The 19,958-nt window shown below is 44.2% G+C and carries 12 protein-coding genes and 2 pseudogenes; 5 read left to right on the forward strand and 9 right to left on the reverse strand.

Features of this window, described 5'->3' with window-relative positions:
- Positions 1-17: 17 nt before the first annotated feature.
- The 7 genes and pseudogenes from IUA53_RS14265 to IUA53_RS14295 form a co-directional block, all read right to left on the reverse strand.
- A complete protein-coding gene (locus IUA53_RS14265) occupies positions 18-3,035 on the reverse strand; it encodes a type I restriction endonuclease subunit R (protein WP_061094529.1) in 3,018 nt (1,005 codons plus the stop codon).
- Between the two features lie 14 nt (positions 3,036-3,049).
- Positions 3,050-4,213, reverse strand: coding sequence for a DUF4268 domain-containing protein (locus tag IUA53_RS14270; protein ID WP_015066546.1), 1,164 nt, complete (start codon positions 4,211-4,213; stop codon positions 3,050-3,052).
- A 9-nt stretch (positions 4,214-4,222) separates the two neighbouring features.
- Entirely contained in the window at positions 4,223-5,491 is a 1,269-nt protein-coding gene (locus IUA53_RS14275; protein WP_015066545.1) for a restriction endonuclease subunit S, read from the reverse strand.
- Positions 5,491-7,919 (reverse strand): annotated as a pseudogene (locus IUA53_RS14280) (type I restriction-modification system subunit M). The gene IUA53_RS14275 and the pseudogene IUA53_RS14280 overlap by 1 nt, the downstream one beginning before the upstream one ends.
- A gap of 113 nt (positions 7,920-8,032) precedes the next feature.
- Positions 8,033-9,001, reverse strand: a complete 969-nt coding sequence (locus IUA53_RS14285; protein WP_015066543.1) for a WYL domain-containing protein — start codon at positions 8,999-9,001, stop codon at positions 8,033-8,035.
- 317 nt (positions 9,002-9,318) lie between these two features.
- Positions 9,319-9,618 carry a hypothetical protein gene (locus IUA53_RS14290; RefSeq protein ID WP_015066542.1) on the reverse strand — a complete coding sequence of 100 codons (300 nt, stop codon included), beginning with the start codon at positions 9,616-9,618 and terminating at the stop codon, positions 9,319-9,321.
- 213 nt (positions 9,619-9,831) lie between these two features.
- Positions 9,832-10,737, reverse strand: a complete 906-nt coding sequence (locus tag IUA53_RS14295; protein WP_015066541.1) for a 3'-5' exonuclease — start codon at positions 10,735-10,737, stop codon at positions 9,832-9,834.
- A gap of 639 nt (positions 10,738-11,376) precedes the next feature.
- Between IUA53_RS14295 and umuD the strand changes: the two genes are divergently transcribed.
- The 5 genes and pseudogenes from umuD (at position 11,377) to IUA53_RS14320 (ending at position 17,703) form a co-directional block, all read left to right on the forward strand.
- Positions 11,377-11,826: a translesion error-prone DNA polymerase V autoproteolytic subunit gene (umuD, locus tag IUA53_RS14300; protein WP_015066540.1), complete on the forward strand. Its 450-nt coding sequence runs from the start codon at positions 11,377-11,379 to the stop codon at positions 11,824-11,826.
- A 7-nt stretch (positions 11,827-11,833) separates the two neighbouring features.
- Positions 11,834-12,067: pseudogene (locus tag IUA53_RS14305) on the forward strand (Y-family DNA polymerase); the annotation flags it as partial.
- 188 nt (positions 12,068-12,255) lie between these two features.
- A complete protein-coding gene (locus tag IUA53_RS14310; protein ID WP_061094527.1) occupies positions 12,256-13,665 on the forward strand; it encodes a tyrosine-type recombinase/integrase in 1,410 nt (469 codons plus the stop codon).
- Positions 13,666-13,669: 4 nt separating this feature from the next.
- A complete protein-coding gene (locus IUA53_RS14315) occupies positions 13,670-16,138 on the forward strand; it encodes a hypothetical protein (RefSeq protein ID WP_071979585.1) in 2,469 nt (822 codons plus the stop codon).
- 11 nt (positions 16,139-16,149) lie between these two features.
- The gene (locus tag IUA53_RS14320; protein WP_196897292.1) at positions 16,150-17,703 is read left to right on the forward strand and encodes a hypothetical protein; all 1,554 of its coding nucleotides are present in this window, start codon (positions 16,150-16,152) and stop codon (positions 17,701-17,703) included.
- On the opposite strand, the gene istB is transcribed toward IUA53_RS14320, so the two are convergent.
- Positions 17,649-18,383, reverse strand: coding sequence for an IS21-like element helper ATPase IstB (gene istB, locus IUA53_RS14325; protein WP_071979584.1), 735 nt, complete (start codon positions 18,381-18,383; stop codon positions 17,649-17,651). The genes IUA53_RS14320 and istB overlap by 55 nt on opposite strands.
- Before the next feature lie 9 nt (positions 18,384-18,392).
- Positions 18,393-19,916, reverse strand: coding sequence for an IS21 family transposase (gene istA / locus IUA53_RS14330; RefSeq protein WP_071979583.1), 1,524 nt, complete (start codon positions 19,914-19,916; stop codon positions 18,393-18,395).
- Positions 19,917-19,958: the final 42 nt, after the last annotated feature.

Here is a 19,958-nt window from a genome sequence, read left to right on the forward strand (position 1 = left end):
CACTCCTTTCTACCTACCTACATACCTACCATTCGTTGCATACTTTGCGTCCACGAGGCTTTAAATGCTGAATCTCCTGCGAACAACTTGTAGAGCTCAAGTTCATCTTTACGGCGTTGCAGCATAATTTCCTTGAGCATTTTTTCGAAGGCCAAATCTCGATTATGAGGATCTGGGTTGTTTTTGTATTTAGATTCAAAATCTGGGTGATTGCGGATACTCTCAGCGATGTTCACGAACTTAACCTTTTGCTCTTCAGGTGTGGCACTCCAGCCTTGGAACCATCGTTCATTAAATGTGCGAATGATTTCATCCAGCGGGTCAGTTTCTTTTTCACCGCCATGCGCCCCACGTGGGTTCGGATTTTGAGGATCAAGCTCCGCTTCTTGGTCACTAAGTTTAATGCTGTGGTTAAGCTTCACACGTTGCAAACCGTATGAACTCAGATCGACAGAATCGAGAAGCTCATCAATAGCATCAGCATCGGGATCTTCCACTTTCAATTTCGGTATTAAAAACTTCAGGAACCAAAACAGTTTTTCCCAGCTGACCATTTCATAAGGCATGATAGACGCCATCTGCCCATAGATTTTCACGAACTGCTTGGCTTTAATCTTAAAGTCCACTTTAGCTTCAGCTTCAAGCTCCAGCTCATGGTCAAACCGTGCTGCTGCAACATCAATGATTGGACTGAGTGTCTGGGCGTCTTCATTCTTGAAATAACGCGTAACAAAGTCTTCAACTTCATACCATTCGTACACACCGACATCGTCCATTTCATCTTTCAACTCGTGCAGCACGTTTATATCTGTAGCTTGGGACAATGACGTTGCTGTGTAGAAAGGATCGAATGCTGACTGAATATCTTCAACCGAGTTGAAAAAGTCCAAAACAAACAGGTCTTCTGTTTTTTTACCCCATTTAGGCGCACTTCGATTGAGACGAGATAATGTCTGTACACACAAGACACTGGCGAGCTTCTTATCCACATACATGGCGCAAAGCTTAGGCTGGTCAAAGCCAGTCAGATACTTGTTAGCAACCACTAAAAGTCGATACTCATCGGTATCAAACATATCTTTGGTATCTGACTCGGCAAAACCATTAATATCTGCTTCGGTATATTCAATACCATCAACTTCTTTGGTTCCTGAGAAAGCAATGGCAACTTTAAAGGGGTTCCCTTGCTCCTCAAGTATTCGCCTTATCGCTTTGTAGTATCGAATGGCCGTCTCAATATTTTGAGTGACCACCATTCCTTTACCTTTACCCTTGAGCTTTTTCGCATTCACGACATGTGGAACAAAATGCTCCAGCATAATCTCTGCCTTGGTATCAATCGTTTGCTGGCTTCGCTCTACATAAGCTCTGAGTTTTTTCTGCGCCTTTTTGGTATCAAACTCAGGGTTATCAGCGATTGATTTCTCAATCTCATAATAACTTTTGTACGTCGTATAATTTGCGAGCACATCCAAGATGAAACCTTCTTCAATGGCTTGTTTCATCGAATACAAGTGAAACGGCTTGAAAGAGCCATCTTCTTGGCGCTGACCAAATTTCTCCAAAGTGCTGTTTTTTGGTGTAGCGGTAAATGCCAAGTACGATGCATTCCCGCGCATCTTGCGCGATTTCATCGCCTGAAGGATTTTATCCTGAGCATCTTCTGCCTCTTCGATTTCAGACTTGCCCATCGCTCGGTTCATATTGTCATGCGCCGAACCAGACTGTGAGCTGTGTGCTTCATCAATAATCACCGCAAAGCGCTTGTCACTAAGATCGGCGATACCATCAATAATGAACGGGAATTTCTGAATCGTCGTTATGATGATCTTTTTGCCATTTTCGAGCGCCTGCTTAAGCTCAGAAGACTTGTTCGCCGGGGCAATAATGTTCTTTACTTCAGAAAACTCTTTAATGTTATCCCGCAGCTGCTTGTCCAATAGGCGTCTATCGGTAACCACAATTACAGAGTCAAATAACGGCTGCTCCAAGCTTTTTCCGCCTGCCACATCAGACGAAGCAGGATAGGTTTCAATTAACTGATAAGCAGCCCAGGTAATAGAATTAGACTTACCTGAACCGGCAGAGTGTTGAATTAAGTAAGTCTGACCGACACCGTACTGGGCGGCATGGTCCACCAATTTTCTCACCACATCTAATTGGTGGTATCGAGGAAAGAACAGAGTTCGCTTTGGTAATGGATCTTTGCTTGACCCATCCAGACGCACAAAATGCTGAATAATATTCGCCAAGCTTTCTTTGGTGAATACTTCTTGCCATAGGTATGCCGTTTTATGGCCAGTTGGGTTCGGCGGATTGCCTTGTCCAAGATTGTGACCTTTATTGAACGGCAAGAAGAAGGTACTGCCACCTGATAACTTGGTGGTCATATACACTTCGTCGGTATCGACCGCCATATGCACTAGGCAGCGGCCAAAGGTCAGCAAGGCTTGCGCTGCATCTCGATCATCCCGATACTGCTTTTGGCCGTGATAACGTGCTGTTTGCCCCGTCCATGCGTTCTTCAACTCCAGCGTTATCAATGGTATTCCGTTGATAAACAATACCATGTCGATTTCTTGTAGGGGATTTGCCATGGAATAGCGCACTTGGCGAGTACAACTAAACACGTTGTCTGCAAAGTTTTGCTTTACCTTCTCACTACTGCTTGCCAAAGGGGCTGGATAGAGCAAATTGAAATGAGCATCGTCTACGCTTAGCCCTTTCTTAAGTAAATGCAGAATGCCATGCTTCTTAATCAGTCGGTCAAATCGTTCGAGTAACTTACGCTGCCAATCTGAGGAGTTGTTCTTTTGCAGTTTGGCCAACTCTTCTTCTTGTGTCTTTTGCAGAAATTGCCAGAAAAAACGTTCATCAATGGCATATTGCATATTAAAGTCACTAGCAGCACCAATGAAGTATCCAGCACCCAGTGACTGCTGACTCAGCCCCTCTTTGAGCTCTTCAGTACTGATCCCAGCCAGACATTTCTCAATGGCCGACTCTAATGCTTGTTCATTGGTTTGACTGACCATAATTGTAAGTTCCCTTAATCAAAATTCTTCTGTTTCATTGCCTCAGCCGCTTTTTGCAGCGGTCCTTTTAAGGCTTTTTCTAACTTTGTCATCTGCTCTAAGTGCCACGCAACCGCTTGGGGCCACGTATCTTTATTAAACCCATCAGCTTTGGTCGAAAACTGAATACGGCAAGATTTCTTCTCATCCAGCCTCATCCACTCAAGTTCTGCACCAAAAGTATGTTCAATGTCCTGTTTGGACTGACTCAACAAGTCAAAAAGGTATTTATTCTCTTCGGTAACCCCACGGCTGATCCAAAGCTCTACTCGAAGCTCTTTTTGCAGAAATATCAGGTTATACGGACACCCACTTAACCCTGAGCCTGCTGATAACCAATGATCTTTGCTTGGGCTAATGTTGTTATAGAGTTGGCAAGCGCTTTTCTGAAACGCCTCTAAGGCACGCTCCCAGTATTCGCGCCGCACCGTATGGCGGTTTTTTAGTACCACTTCGGTGGTTTTTTCTTCCGCTTCCTTGGCATTAATGCCGATCATCAACTCTTTCGCTTCTGGCGTTGGGATGATCTGGTCAATATTAATCAGTAGCTGTTCACCCAGTGAATAAGGCGTGATTTTGAAGCAGGCAATGCTAATGCCTTGACCCAATAACCACAGCGCGGTGCTGGTCACTTCTTTGCGAAAGTTCGCCGCAACTAACATAATACGCTGGCTGTTACCCAGGTTGAGCTTTAACTCATCCAGATCGGGCGCATCCAAAAATTCACATATTCTCGCCGAAGCACTTGCAGGGGCATTTAACAGGTCAACCTCTCGGGTTACGGGCTCATAGCGGTCTAAGTACTGTTGGTAAATGTCAACGATTTGCGCTTTGGTTAAACTTGCACAGTAAGAGGCATATTTAAGCGCCTGCCACACCACATCGCGGCCACTGTCGTCCAGCTTGTTTTCAATAATGACCAAGTTGCCATCTTTATCCAGTGCCAGTAAATCTAAGCGTTCACGGGTGTCATCAAAGCCATCGAACTCTTTTTGAATAATCAACAACTCTTCACCGAGTGCGGAAGGTTCGTGTGCCAACCACTCCTGAAGATGCTTGCGCTCAGTAAAGCCCAACTCACTGAATCTCTTCGTCTTAACCGGACTAATCCTATTGGTCTGATGATTTACCGTGAACATATGCGCGTCCTATTGCTCAACCATTTCCGGGGTGATTTTTATTTTTCCTGTCACGGCGCTGTTGATCAGGGTGGTTTTGTATTCTTTGAGTTTTTCGATTTGAGCTTTCTGTAGAGAAATATTCATATCAAAAAGTTCGTTTTGCTTGTCGATAAATGAAGAAATTTTAATTTGTTCTTCAAATGGTGGATTAACTATATTTAAATTTCCGATAAAATCGGAACTTGCTCTTGGCATTTTTGACCCATAAGTTGATGCATCAACCACACTAATAAACCCATTCGACAGCATTAGTTTTGAGAAGAAGGCATTACTACCTCTCTTCACTTCGTACACTAAAAACTCTGTGGAACAAACCCCTTCAAAATCAGCGACATAAACTTTTGCCAAGTAAGGGCGTAATTTACCGAATAAAATATCCCCAACTTGAAAAAATGTTGACAGGCCGTCGGCTTCAGATTTTATTTCATTCTTTGTTCCATCAAAGGAGTTAACACACTCCATCCCCAAATATTCTAAATTGCTTTTACCTGCTTCTATCTTTAAATTTTTCAGTTTTAGTATGTGTTTTAGAGGCTTGATTTCCCAATGCTCCGGTATCTCCCCAATCCAATCCACACCGGAGTCTTTCATTGGCACATTGGGATCAAGCCCTTGGGTCACCGCCTGTTGGATGATGATCTGCTTACGCTCTTTGAGCAGGTTAATTTGCTGCTCTTTGATAGCAATCGCGTCGTCGATTTGAGCGGTTTTCTTGTCTAGAAAGTTGGCGATACGGGTTTGTTCTTCTAGTGAAGGAACAGATATAGTAATCGTCCGCATTTCATCGTATCGAGTAGTCCACAAATCTGCGACAATTCCACGTCCAACACGATAGTATTCCTCAATAAATGCATGACTTTTCAAAAGGTGCTCTGAAAACTTTGGATGAATCCCTTTTGGTTTAAGTACTATATTTATAAGCGATACTGATCCATCTCTGTCAGATACTCCACTAGAACCCTTCCGATCAGAGCGGCTATTTATAACAAAGTCACCCTCTTTTACTAGCTTCCTGTTATCGCCATCTTTTGTTTTGGCCGCATTATCCAATTGAGGTAGAACGCCTTTTTTTGTTACGGAGAGTGCAGGGTAGTCTATGTCTGAAACTTTAGATCTACGCTCATTAAAGCGAGTGCCTAATCGTGTTAATTCCCAAGAGGCTGGTACTCGTCCCAACCATTCAACCCCAGAATCTACATAATCGTCATATTTCGGCATCAATGCTAAACGTTCCATTACGCTTCTCCCTGAACTTCCGCCACGTTCACACCCAATATCTGCGCAATAAGACCTTCGGCTTTTTGTTCCAGGTTGATGATGTCGGTTGCCACCTCTTCTAAACTACGCAGCGGTTTATGACGGTAGAAATACTTATTGAAGCTGATTTCATAACCAATTTTCACCGTATCCAGGTTTATCCACGCTTCATCAACATGTGGCTTCACTTCGTCTAGGAAGTACTGGTAAATGCTTTGCTTCAGCGGGACAGATTCTGTGTCTCGCAGGTCTGAGTTGGTTTCGTAAGTGATGAACTCGCCCTTTTTACCGCCTTCTTCTCTAGGAACGGGGTAATAACCAAAATCTGGCAGGTCAGCGACTTCACACTCGTAGCGCTCCAGGAGGTCGTCTAATTTATCACCCGTTAATTTAACTACCTTTTTAACCACTTTCTTGGCGGTTTCGTCATACCAGCTCACCGCGTTTAGGATGGCATTTTTCTCAGGTGCTGAAAGCTTAATGGCGTGGGCTTTTAGTGATTTATCAACTTGGGTTTTAAAGCTATTGAAGTCATCAAATTCATTGCTACCGATATCAGCCATCAGCGTTTGTGCCGTTTCAAGCAATGCTTTTAGCGCCAGCCAATGTTTCACATCGAGCAGTTTTGCCTTAGCCTTTGCATTGAGACTGATGTCGTTATCTTCACACCAAGAAAGAATGTCCTTCTCAATGGATTTTAAGAAGCTCTTTTTCTGATCAGACCCGTAGCCAGTTTTTTCGTAAACACGTTCGCCGTGCTCTGCGTAAACGTGCTCCATCACTTCACTGAGCTGCTTATCAAAACGCAGTGGGGCTATTGCGTCTTGAGTGAACTTGGCTCTGCGGCGATCTGGGCGCTCGATAGTGACTTTGTAGTAGCCAAAATCGTCATTGCTAAACACCTTGCTGGCGATGCCGATCGGATCATTGTTTGCATCAAGTGCTCTTTCAACATCCATACACGCCAGGTAAGTATCGGTAATTTCCGTAATGTGCTCAGGTGCAAATTCGCAGTTTTTGTTACCTAAGTTCTTACGCAACTTACGGTATAGCAAGCTGGCATCAATCAGTTGCACCTTACCTTTACGTGCCTCAGGTTTATTGTTGTTCAACACCCAAATGTAAGTGGTAATGCCGGTGTTGTAGAACAGGTTATTAGGTAACTGAACGATGGCATCTAGCATGTCGTTTTCAATGATGAAGCGACGAATGTTACTTTCGCCACCGCCCGCATCACCGGTAAAGAGCGATGAGCCGTTATGAACAGAAGCAATCCGGCTGCCTAATGGGCTTACACTCGGATCTTTCATCTTGTTGACCATTTCCATTAAGAAGAGCAGCTGGCCATCACTTGAACGTGGCGTGGCATCTACCACTTCGAGATTTCCCCAATAGTCTTTCAGGCTAACCTTAAAACGAGGGTCAATCACATCACTGCCGTCTTTAATGTGCTTCTGTTCAGACGCCCAACTCTTACCATATGGCGGGTTAGACAACATAAAGTCAAAGCGTGAAGCCGCGAACTCATCGGTAGACAAGGTTGAGCCTACTTTGATGTTCTCAGGGTTGTTACCTTTGATCATCATGTCCGATTTACAAATCGCGTAGGTTTCGTCGTTGATCTCTTTGCCGTAAAGGTAAACATCACGGCTGTCGTTCGGGTATTTCTCTTCAATGAAGTTTTGAGATTCAGTCAACATACCACCGCTACACACGCAGGGTCATACACTGTCATGGTAAGCGGCAACTGGTCTTTCACTGGGTCGAACACCAGGTGCGTCATCAATTCAATCACTTCACGTGGTGTAAAGTGTTCACCTGCTTCTTCGTTGTTTTCTTCGTTGAACTTGCGGATCAACTCCTCGAACACGTAACCCATACCCAGGTTAGTAAGGGCTGGCATCTTGTTGCCATCTGGGTCTTCGACCGTTTCATGAGTTAGGTTGATGTAAGGGGAAACAAACTTTTCGACGACATCAAGAAGGACTTGCTTGGAGGCCATGTGACGAATTTGCGATTTGAGATTAAAGCATTCAATGATTTCTTTAACGTTATCGCTAAAGCCAAGCAGGTACTCTTCAAAGTTGGCGAGTAATATCTGTTGGTTATTCGTTGCGGTGTTGAACAGGGATTTCAGCGTCCATTTAGATGTATTGTAAAAAACATAACCACTGGCCGCTTTTAATGGTTCATCATCAAGCTCCGTGGCTTGCATCTCTTCTTTTTGGAACTTTACCTCTTCAAGCACGGCTTCTTTGGTAGGTTCTAGTAACGTATCTAAACGTCGTAATACCACCATAGGTAAAATCACATCGCGGTACTTACCGCGAACGTACACATCACGTAAACAGTCGTCGGCAATGTTCCAAATAAATGAGATGAGCTTGTTATGTACACTATGATCCATTTTCTTTTCCTGTTCAGTGTTGGTTGCATCCCACTAGGTTGCTGCAACGGCTTCACTATAAATTTAAAATTCTGTTCTTTATGTAACGTCTCAATGGTCGCTACATCGTTCGATTAACTTGTTCTACCCGGCGCAATACTTAAGTTTGTGACACCATAAAGAGCCTGGCTGTTACGCAACCAAAGCTGATACTCAAAGCCCATTAATGAGTGTTCCGTAGAACAATCCACATGCCATTGGCGTAGCAAATAGCCAGCGGTTGCTGCTCTAATCTCAACCTTTAGAACGCCACCCGTCATGCCATAGTCCAGCTCTATCGCTTCGCTGTGCTCAATACGTGGATGCGGCACTAACTCAAGCTCTACGAATCGGTTCCACTGTCGATCTTGGGTTTCGAGCTCACTTTCTTTGATAACAGAAGGCGACAAGGTTGAATCTTCAAGCACAACCGCAGCTTTAATGCGGGTCAATACAAAGTCACGGAACTCACCATGCTTGCGGTCAAAACCACGAACATGCCAACGCAGGCCATTGTCCACCAGCGTATGCGGTACAATTTCACGCGTTGTTTCACCGCTCGATAACGACACATAGGTGATACTCAAGGCTTTGCCTTTGTGGATGGCCTCGGTGACTTTCGCTACTATCGATAAACTCGGCTTGTTAAGGTGATAAGGCGCTTCACAAGCCAGAGGTGGTTTTACCTTTCCAGTGAAGCCATCGCCGTAGCCTTGGCTAATGGTTGCCAGAGTTCTCACAACGTCGTAGTCGAACAGGGGTTCAAATGCTTCACCACGCTTGTGCAACTTGAGCTTTTGGTCATACTCAATATTGCCTGGCGCAAGCTCTCTGTACATGGTGAAGTCTTTCGTTGCTTGTGCGGCAGCTATACTGAAGCGATCGACTAAGTCCGCCCGTACCGCTTCTCCCTTAAACAATAAGGTGAAATCAATGTGGGCAATGCGATCCCTGGTTGCTTGTGGCAACTGCGCTATCTGCGAAAGCCTATCTGGCTTTCCTTTCGCACTTTCTTTAGCGAGTGAACTCGCCACTACCGTTTTTTTCAGACCATCATTTGTCATGCGTCTTGTTTATCCAATTCAACCAGATTCTTAAAACTCTGTTTATAAAGTTCGGTCAGACATCACGTAATCACATTGAACGGCATGGCATAAAGCTGCTATTCATCCGCAATGGCTAATCAATCTCTACCGGTTGAAGCTGAACAGATGGCCATAAAACACTGAATAGGCTTCAACCTAATTAATTTTATTAGGTATCATCCTATCACAAATTATTTTGTAGGGAAGACTAAGCGGCAACTTTTTGATCTGGATTACAATTGCCGCTGAGTCATGAGCGTGAAGGCCTTGTTTCATGCCATTGCTGATAGCCGCTATCAATGCGCTACCCGAACCAGTGGCACCACGATGTTACCGCGATGCGATACCCCTTTGTCCGACTCTGTAGAGATCAGGGCTCGTTGCTCACTCTCTCGAACACGCCTGGCAACTTCTGCCTGGGCTGGTAGCAATGGCAGCATCCCTTCAGCAATCGCGTCCGGTGCAGATTCTTGGCCACAGGACATCAAATGCTTCCATGGATCTTTTAGAAAGCGCTCGAACGTGATGCCAAATTCAATGATGCGGGCAGAGACGAAGATTTCGCCCCAGTATTCAATGTAGGTGTCTTGGTACATGGAAAGATTCCTCTTGTTGGTTATATACCCTTCCTACTTGCAGCCGCAGCGGTGTTACCTGCATTCGCTCACCCCAATCACATAGAAGATCTATGCTCATGGGGACTCACTTACTTGCCGCCTAGCTGCAACACCAAGTAGTTTGGGTATAACGTAAGTTCACTTTCCATTTTCCAGAGGTTTTCAAATATGCAAGGCTTACCTTGTAGAGAGCTACAAAGCTTTAAATCGATTGCGAGCATCTTTGTAGTCATAGTGGGCATGTTCTGAGCCACGATGGTACAAATCATCCAGGTAAGTTTGTTCCTGCGGCAACTCGTCTTCGCTGATTTCGCGCCACCAATGTTTGTTGGCACCTTTAACACCGTCATGCCAGCGGTAACCGCGCTCTTTTAAATAGTCCTTTACGTCAAACGGCGCACCAAACGCACGAACTAATACAGTTCGCCTGTCTGCTTCAGACAACAAGTTTGCAACGGACTCGGGCAACAAATGAAACAACCAGGCCATCGCCAAACAATCGGTTGCAGCTCGGTGTCCTTCATAGAACCAACCTAAGCGAAGCAGCAGGTACTCAAGTTTTCGACTTTCAAAACCCAGCGCCTTCCAATCTATGCCACTGGCTGAACAGACCCAAGATAGATGTCCTAATGCAGCAAACCGCTTTTCAAAGAAAGGACGATCAAACTGTGCATTGTGTGCAACCACCAGCGGATCATCGGATAACCAACTCGCTACCAGTGAATCATCAATGTGCTGGCCTTGCACCATCTCATCAGTGATACCGGTTAACTCGGTAATCAGCTCGGGGATTGGCTTGCTGGGATCTTCATACAAGCTGATCACATCAACAATCGACACAATCCGCTGAGCAGAGGGGCTGTAAAGCACCTTTACCATACCAAGCTCAATAATGGACTCATCATCGGCAGACAGTCCAGTTGTCTCTGTATCGAGCAGCACCATTGGCTGTTCATCACCGACCATAGGCGAAAGTTCAAGTGGCCAGGACTGCGGTTCACGCGTTAATGGAATGCGCTCCAGCAATCTAAAATCTTCTGGCCTTTCTGGGATATCCGCGAGGCGCTCTAGCGGAAATGGCGCAGGGGCTCTTGTCATTGATGGTTCCTCTTCACTTCTATTGTTCGCTTTAGGTGATTTCACTGTGCCACAGGTTTTTCTAAATGCACCTTGGATACCTAAGCGTTTTTTTAATCTTTCTACTGGGTGAACCCATGTATGAAGGCTTTGGCTAAGCCTTTCAGAAAGCCTTAGCTAAACCCTTTAGGTAACCCTTACCGATACCCTTTACGTATGGCTTAGCCAACCCCTTTTCAAACGGTTGCAAAAGGCTTGAACTGAGTTCGACTGAGCATTTTAATGGTGCTCCTAACTTCGCTTTAAGCCAGTAAATTCAATACGAAGCAGAATTTTACTAACTGTTTTTAAACCCTTTGCAAAGGGTTCAACAAGCCTTGTCTGACGGTTACTTGACCCATGCGTTAACCAGTAGCAGTAACAGGATCAGTAACAGAAACAAGAGCAGTAGGCAGAAGCAGTAATGTCCAAGCCTTGCAGGCTTTGACGAGGGCGAGCTATCCCCACATCAAGCTTTTCAACACAAAAAAGAAATCACCCACGACACAACGTCTTACTCGAACAACACCAGTTTTACCTACAATTCTACTTGTAGAAATCAGCATAGCATTAGATACTGTATAAACAAACAGTATTAATTATGATTTTTCGAGGTTCGTCATGAGTGTCTCGCTGATAGGCCGTAGCGGCGCACTTGCCTTCATCAAAGCAAAGCGCCTTCGTATTCCATTGTTCATGGAACGTGTTTCTGCTGGTTTTCCCTCACCAGCGCAGGATTATGTTGAGCAAATGCTCGACCTCAACGAGCTGTGCATCAAGCGACCGGCTGCAACGTTCTTTGTGCGTGTTGAAGGTGATTCAATGATTGATGCCGGGATTCACCCAGATGATATTTTGGTGGTTGATCGCTCTGTCCAAGCAGAACACGGTGACATTGTCATAGCGGGAATCCATGGAGAACTCACGGTAAAGGAGCTTCAACTAAGGCCGTGCGTCATGCTGATCCCAAGAAACCAGGCGTATGAGCCCATTCATATTCCTGAAGGAACAGAGTTGGAGATATTTGGTGTGGTCACCAATGTGGTGCGAAACATGCGCCGTAAGTCGTGACTATCCCATGCCTGTGTTTGCCTTGGTGGACTGCAACAATTTTTACGCCAGTTGTGAGAAGCTGTTTCGTCCTGATTTAAAAGATACACCGGTTGTGGTGCTGTCCAACAATGACGGCTGCGTGGTTGCACGCTCGCGTGAAGCTAAGTTACTCGGTATAAAAATGGGTGTACCCGTCTTTCAGATCAAATCTGAAATGCTGCGTCATGGCATTTTGGCCTTTTCGTCCAACTATGCGCTTACAGTTGGGAAATACTTTAGACATCACATGTTGTAATGTTTCAGGTTGTATAAATTAGACGTCGAGATGAGGGGTGGTTACAATTTTTACTATTGGTTAAGAAATATCTTGAAAAAGTAGATGTATGAACGCGTAACCCCCTGGGGGAAGGCTTAGCAGTGTGAATAACGGATGATTTAGGTGTTAATGTGATTGAACAAAATAGGTCGTTTCCAGATGACTTCGGCTTTGACTATTGTCTTATGTGGATTAGTACGGAGAAATATCCCTCATTTATAAGTAGGCCACACCCTGACAGTGGCGAGATCATCCATGACGTTAGGGACAACTCAAAACCATTTGCTCATAAACTTCCAATTTTAATAGACCCCGATGGTATCAATGTGGTGCCAGTGAATCTATATCTTCACTCTTTGTTGGCAGACCCAGATATATCCTCCGATAAGACGATTCAATCCCATGCAGTTGCGTTATTGAGCTTCTATCGGTGGTTGAGCACGGAAATCCCCGAACATACACACCCAAGGACTGGCCTTCTGGTTGATGAAAAACCTCCGTTAACAATATATGACTGCACCGAGAAGGTAGAGGAAAGTCCAATCGTGAGATATCGAGACTATTTATTGGAAAACCTTTATACCAAGGATGAAACTGGAAAAGTCGGTGGTTCTCCAAGTACAGCCTCTAACTATGTTTTGAAAGTTGTCAATTACTTCATCTTCCTTCATCGCCAGCGGATCATTTCAATCAGCAAAACCTTTCGACCATTTGAGTTTAAGGCAAAGACTGTTCGCATAAGCAACAAAGGAAACAGAGCACAACATGAAATGCTCTCACATCTCAATCGCAGTCACAGTAAGGAAATTATTGTATACACCACAGGTCTCACTAGACCATTTAAGAACATAAAAAAACCTCAAGATGCTGATATTCGAGAGCTTAACCCACTTCGTGAAGATGAAAAACAAGAGCTTTATAAACACCTTGATATTGAAAATTCATCTGACACTAAAGCCCTAATGGTGTACTTAAAAACTGAAACGGGATTGAGATTGGAGGAATTAATAACATTTCCTGCCTCTGTCGTGGACAAGCCAAAAGCTAAAGTAGTTAAGGTGCAAATTGGTGAGAATATTAACGGTTGCTTAACCAAGTTCAAAAAAAACAGAACAATTGAAATCCCAGCCAGTGTCATGGATCTGTTGTACGAGTACAAGTTAAGTAAGGCGAGGAAGAAGGCTATTGAAAAAGGATTACTTCGCCATAACCACTTATTCGTTAAATCGAATGGCAATATCTACGCTCCAAACACCATTCAAAAGTATGTGGAAACTATCCGCAATGATTTGACACACTGTGGGCTTGATATTTATTTTGCCCCTCATGACTTACGAGCCACTTTCGCAACCGACTGGCTGTACAGCAAACATATGGAAACAGGTAAGCCCTTCGAGGCTTTGTTACAGGAGCTGGCTGATTTGATGGGGCATGAAAGCACCTCTACCACTCAAAAATACGTTAACTACATGAATGACAATAAAACATGGTTGGAATTCGCTCAGCGTAAAAATCAATTCGCACAACAATCGCTGAGGTGATGATATGGCAAAAAGTCGATTAGCAGCATCGAGAAATCAAAATAAATCACCCGCTCCGCCGATTACTAAGAAAAATGTTACTTCATTAGATTTTATCGTTGATATACGGCCAGAAGGGGTGCTAAACAGCACAAGACACAATTTTATTTATTGGTGTCATGAACAGTGTGATCCCAAAAAACCATTAGCTAAACCCTCTCGACTGGAAAGAATGCAAAAGCTAAAAAGATGGGTTGATCAAGAGAAGAAAAATGAAACCAATGCATGGTCTCTAGTAGTTAAATTAAGCGCCTTAAAGACTTACATTGCATTTTGCGACATTAAGAAGTTCGACCCTTTTAGTCAGGCTGGATATCTTTATTACGCTGGTAACTCAGGTGAGTTACGGCGCTTAGTTGACATTGCTAGTGAGCCTAAAAAATACCAATTTCAGTATCATAATGGTGAAGAGTTTGGTTTGTTGGAATCCTCAGCTCTTCAAAAAAAGATGAATCTCGACTCGATGCTTCCAGTGCTTGATTTTGATGTGTCAGACATGCAAGCCACGCTTAAGAGCTTTACTGGTGAGATAACAGATTTTGCTACACTACCTTATACATCAAGCGAATGGTATGCACTAGTTAGACGCACTCAGCTTCTCTTTTTCTCTTTGGTAACTCAACTTATTGCGTTTAAAGAAGAAAACCCCGAATCGCCCCCACCTCAATACCTAGAAAACATTGTGGTTGAAAGAATAGATAATCGTGACATCACGATTACACTTGGGAGAAAAAATGGTTCAGCTTCAGAAGGCTTAGCGAGTCCTTTTAATCAATGCATGTCGGCAGCTTACACTTTGATTGCCTATTACACTGCATTTAACGACACAGTGATTAGACAGGTTCGCCACCCCATTAAAATGGTTACGTCAAATAAAGATGGTCGGACATCAAAAGTTGCTCAAGTTCGCGCTTACAAAGGTCGTGCATCAAAGGACGTAAAAGCGTTATTTTCAGGCTTAGAAGAAAGCTCCCACCCCGAAGCCAAAGATGAGGAAGCTGGGTTTATTGTCGCTGACATCAATAAGCGCGACACTGTTGGAGAAACTGACGGAATTACCTTTCTTCGAGCACTCGAACTCCTCTCGAAAACCTACAGCGAAGACCCTTATGACACTCTGATATATTTCCTCAATAGCGAAGGTGATAAAGGCAAGGTTGATGTGTCTGGAGCTTCATTCCAATTATCAAAGAACCTAAATTTGCTTTCTGATAGCAGAGCTGAGTTGACCGACCATCTAGTAAAAACCTACGCCGACATTGTTAAAGATCAAAAGATGACCACGTTTAACAAGATTAAACGAGATGATGGTGTATACACGATGGAAGCAAAAGTCACCGTTCTTAAAAAGCAAGTTGTAACAATAAGAGCAATGCCTATTGCTTACGCTGCTCTTTCATGTATGACTGATGTTTCATTGCGGAACGCGCTTATACCGCTTAATTATTCAGAGAAAGATTCCGATGGAGCGATCACAGTTTCTTTCAAATATGCTGATGGCTCTAAAGGTGAGTTTATTGTTGCAGCTAAATACAAACCTTTTCTTCAATTGGTTGAGCGTTATGCTGCGAGCAGAAACCCTTTACCCAGAAAAAATTATGGTTTTGGTGGGGGGAGTTCAACAACCAAGCATCCATTCTTACTACCGCTGGGTGGTAAATATGTTACTTATCAGTGGTCAGAAGGTGAGGTTCCGATTCGCGAAGTTCTGTTAAAATTGTGTGGCATTGGTCGCGGTGATTACTTTATAAATATTACCGCCAGTAGGATTCGCACTACTCATTCTAACTTAGAGTATAAAGCTGAAGAAAAAGGGTGGACAGCCCGAAAAATTTTGCAGCACAATATTGAAACAACTGAAAGACATTACCCCAACGGCCACCCTGTATCAAACAACAAGCAAATGTCACAAGGGATGATGGGGTTAGTCTACATAGCCCAGGGCAAGAGCCGCAGTGAAGCTATAGAATCGGTTAAGAAAGAATTGGAAATTCCCGTCTTAGAATACGATGTTTGGAAACAACGTAATGCTCCTACAAACCCCAATGGCATTAGCTGCGGCGGGGAAATTGATTTGCTGTCAGAGAAAGATTGGCATTATGCAGCACGCAAGTTCGCAGAAAAAAAAGGGATTATTGAAGAGGGTCAAGATATTACCTGCTATCAATACGATCTTTGCGTCTTTTGCAAAAGCGCCAAACTCGTTGATGACCCCTACGCTATTTATAAACTATTGAGCTTTCTCGATGCGTTAAGTGAAGCCATTGACCAATACCCAGAACGCGCTTCGGTAATTCAATTAAAGATAAATCGCTTTCAAGCTAACCTTGACGGCCTCCCATTAGAGACCGTTGAACAAGCTGAGGATTTGCTTGAAGAAAAAGGGCGTTATCCACTTTTCGACTCGTTATCTTCCATTACCCAATTTTTATAAGGGCTATATCTATGCTGTCTTTTGAAAACTCACAAGATATGGATTCAACCTTAGATACCATGCGTTTAATTGGTGATAGAGGCGACTATTTGCAACAGGAACTTCTCCCTGCGCTACTGCGAGGCGATTGGGAAGAATTAGACAAAATGGTGGTCTATCAAGATCAAAAAAAGACCATCTTGTTTGGCGAGGATATATGGGCGTTTAGAAATTCTGACTACAAAGGGAGTGGGGTCACGAACTTGATTTTTAACATTGAGCCAGAGCAAGAAGAAAATGTCATTGTACTTCATCAAAAAGAGCGTCACATGCTTAATCAAATGAAGTGCGTAGCATTAGCGGATATGTGGTTTTCTGTTAAACATATAGAACTGGCTTCAATAAATAATAAAAAAAACTCTCTTCGAAAGGATATTGCCCAACTAATCAAACGTGGCATCAATTCATTTGAGGAATTGAATCAAGAGCATCTAGAAATTTTGGTTACTGAGGGATGGTATGATATTTCTAGGAGCTATTGTTTTATAGGGTTGAATAGTCTTGTCCACTTGAAAGGGCTGCTACCTTTCAAGGTCAATTTTTCACATCAATCCCATAAGATGTACAACATGAGTTCTGATGCGCAAAACGGAAAAGTGGTGATTCCCCCCCGAATCTATTTTGCGGCATTAAAAGGGTACAGTGAAGATATCGTAAAAGCCTACGGATTAAGAGATGAAATCGAACAAGCAGTTGAGCAGATGATTTCCTTTTATTCCGATGAAGTAAAAAGAAAAATTCTGAGGATTAGAAGCGGCTATAGCCATAAACCTCATGGCGGTTATGCAGAATCATGGGAACGATTTACCCAGGCGCTCGACAACAATGGAATAACCTTAGCGGATAAAGGTGAAGATCCACGGTGGATGCAAATATTCACATCTATTCAACCCCGCATTCAAATACGACGAGAATGTCTTAGTATCTTCAGAGCACGCATTGGCAACACTTATTATGGCTGGGCTGGTTTTAGACAGTATTTGAGAAGCTTGAACACAAAAGCCTCATGGCTTTGCTTGGCATTGTCAGGAATGCGCGTAGACGAGTTGTACAAAATGAGTCCTGTTTACGGTGCGCAAAGAACGACTTTCGATAAAAATGGATGTGAGTCCGAAACTGGCAAGGAAACCATTTACTTTCTAACTACACGCCAATCAAAAATTACGATCAGTAGTCAAACCAAAAATGACACGTTTGTAACCACGGAAACGGGTTGGAAAGCCTTCCATATGTTAAATGCTATTAATACGCCTTATCGCGACAGATTTGCAAAGAAAAATAATCATCGAATGTTTGCAAACTTGAAGGACATCGCTTTTCCCCAACCTATAGGGAAGAGCGCATTGCGTATTAGGCATTTCCCGATCACTAATTCCGGCCTCTCGATCACCCCAATTCTGATACACCCGATCACTGGTATTATGGCTTGCCCGATCAGTAGTTGTGGCAGACCGCAGTCTGCCACAGGTATTTACCTCATGGTTTGTTGCTTTCTCATTGACTCCCCAGTGAGGGTTATCCGGTGAGCATTGTGGATGAGGCGATCTAGTAGCGCATCGGCAACCGTGCCGTTACTTATCATTGAATGCCATTGCTCTACAGGTAGCTGACTACAGATGATGGTGCTACTTACGCCGTGCCTGTCTTCTACCACCTCCAGTAAGTCTGTTGCCTGTTTGACGGTGAGTTTTTCCAGTCCCCAGTCATCCAGGATCAGTAGCTGTTGTTTCGCTATCGTTGCTAGCTGCTTGGTGTAACTGCCATCAGCGTGACCGATGTGTAAGTGCTCGTTTAATCGTGGTAATCGCCAGTAACCAACACGTATTCCCTGGCGACACGCTTGTTCACCAAGCGCACAAGCTACATAGGTTTTACCGCCACCTGTGGCTCCGGTAACAATGATATTCTGATGATGACTAAGATATCCGCCATTTAATAAATCGGCCATTCTTGGCTTTTGTAATCCGCGGCCATTGTCGTATGACAGTTCTTCCGGTGTTGCATTTAACCTGAGTCGTGCCTGTTTACGAAGTCGGTTGATGCGGTTTGTCCGTCTTTGGTTCATTTCATGGTCAACCAGCAGGGACAACCGTTCCTCGAAGGCTAATTCACAGTAGGTGTTGGGTTGAGCGCGTTGCTGTTTTAACATATCCGCAATCCCTGTCATGCGCAGTTGCTGTAATTGTTGGATGAGTAGATCGTTCATTTGAGTTCCTTATTTGTAATATTTAGGGCCGCGGATGTTGTGATGAGTGAGATTGGGCGTTTCAACGTCATCCACTTTCGGGGCATTATCAAGGTGGGTGTGCAACAGCGATTTCACGCTGGCTCGACAGGGATTACCTATATCAATAGCCCGGCGACAGGCTTGTTCCAGGCGACTTTCGCCGTATTTCTTTGCAAGGTTAAGTAGCCCAAGGCAGGCCCGATAACCTTGCTCTGGATGTGGTTTGCTTTGCAGAATGGCGTCGGTGACTTCAAGTGTGGAAGGGCCGATCTGCTTTGCCCAGTTCTTGAGTCTTCCGGGTGACCATTTCTGATGCTGATGATTGGCAGGCATATGCTCATCAACACAGGTAAAGCCACCTTTTCGGTCACTACGCATGTGTTGTGCAATGCACTCGCGTTGGTAGTAAATCCGAATAAGCCGCTTAGAAGCCTGTATTTCAACTGACTTGCCGACAAAGAGGTGAGGAACTGAGTAGAAATGGTCTTTGTACAAGACATGGTAATCAATACCGACTCTGGCAATATGGATTTCAGTGTATTCCCATGGTGTTGTGGGTAACGGGGCCAGCTCTGGTTTATCCAGCGATTCAAACAAGGTTTGTCGGTTTCCCGGTAATCGCTGGAATGGTTTCTGATTCAGTTCATGCAGTAACGCCCGAATAGCAACATTAAGGCCTGATAAGGTATGGAAGACCTGATGCCGCAATTTTGCCATTATCCATCGTTCCACAATGAGTACGGCATTTTCTGCTTTCGCTTTATCTTTTGGCTTCAGAGGTCTTGCAGGCATCACGGCGCAGCCATAATGATTCGCTAATGACTGGTAAGCTGTATTCAACTGAGGTTCAAATCGACAGGCTCTGGTGACCGCTGACTTGAGATTGTCCGGTACCAGCAATTGCGGCACGCCGCCGAAGAAGGCAAACATAGCCACATGCGCCTCCAGCCAGCTTTCGAGCTTCTGGTTTTCTGTGGCAATCGCAAAGGTGTAGTTTGACGCGCCCAGTACCGCAACAAAGACCTGGGCATTACGCACTTCTCCGGTGCCGGGATTTACAATCGGTAATGTCGGCCCACAGAAGTCGATAAATAGCTTCTCGCCTGCTTTATGCGTAAATCGCATCGAGCGCTTTTGCTGGGATTTCCATTCACGATAATTGTCGCAAAACTGGCTGTAGCTATAGCAAGCATCAGGGTAATTAGCCTGATATTCCTCCCAGAGCAGCAGTTTAGTTACACCTTTACGCCGCAGTTCAATATCCATCAGGCCATAATCAGGTTTAATACGGCCCGCTTTCCTGTCAGGATAAAGTGACTGATGTAGCCATTGATCGGAGGCATGCTCAGGTAACGGCCAGCCACAATCCAGGGTTCTGAATTTACCGAGAATATCAGATATAGTGGCAGCCCCCACATTCAGTCTCCTGGCGATGTCCCGGTTACTGAGGTTTTCATCAAGCTTAAGATAGAGAACCGCTTTAACGCGTTCTATGTCAGTAGGTTTTGACATACTTGTTTCCTCTTTAAAATTAAAAGAAGTTAACAAGCATAA

Origin of the sequence: Alteromonas sp. B31-7, assembly GCF_015767655.1 — a bacterium.
Classification (GTDB): Bacteria; Pseudomonadota; Gammaproteobacteria; order Enterobacterales; family Alteromonadaceae; genus Alteromonas; species Alteromonas australica.

Coding starts and splice junctions, on each gene's coding strand:
- IUA53_RS14265 (WP_061094529.1), bottom strand. CDS start 3,035: ATGGTCAGTCAAACCAATGAACAAGCATTAGAGTCGGCCATTGAGAAA.
- IUA53_RS14270 (WP_015066546.1), bottom strand. CDS start 4,213: ATGTTCACGGTAAATCATCAGACCAATAGGATTAGTCCGGTTAAGACG.
- IUA53_RS14275 (WP_015066545.1), bottom strand. CDS start 5,491: ATGGAACGTTTAGCATTGATGCCGAAATATGACGATTATGTAGATTCT.
- IUA53_RS14285 (WP_015066543.1), bottom strand. CDS start 9,001: ATGACAAATGATGGTCTGAAAAAAACGGTAGTGGCGAGTTCACTCGCT.
- IUA53_RS14290 (WP_015066542.1), bottom strand. CDS start 9,618: ATGTACCAAGACACCTACATTGAATACTGGGGCGAAATCTTCGTCTCT.
- IUA53_RS14295 (WP_015066541.1), bottom strand. CDS start 10,737: ATGACAAGAGCCCCTGCGCCATTTCCGCTAGAGCGCCTCGCGGATATC.
- umuD (WP_015066540.1), top strand. CDS start 11,377: ATGAGTGTCTCGCTGATAGGCCGTAGCGGCGCACTTGCCTTCATCAAA.
- IUA53_RS14315 (WP_071979585.1), top strand. CDS start 13,670: ATGGCAAAAAGTCGATTAGCAGCATCGAGAAATCAAAATAAATCACCC.
- IUA53_RS14320 (WP_196897292.1), top strand. CDS start 16,150: ATGCTGTCTTTTGAAAACTCACAAGATATGGATTCAACCTTAGATACC.
- istB (WP_071979584.1), bottom strand. CDS start 18,383: ATGAACGATCTACTCATCCAACAATTACAGCAACTGCGCATGACAGGG.
- istA (WP_071979583.1), bottom strand. CDS start 19,916: ATGTCAAAACCTACTGACATAGAACGCGTTAAAGCGGTTCTCTATCTT.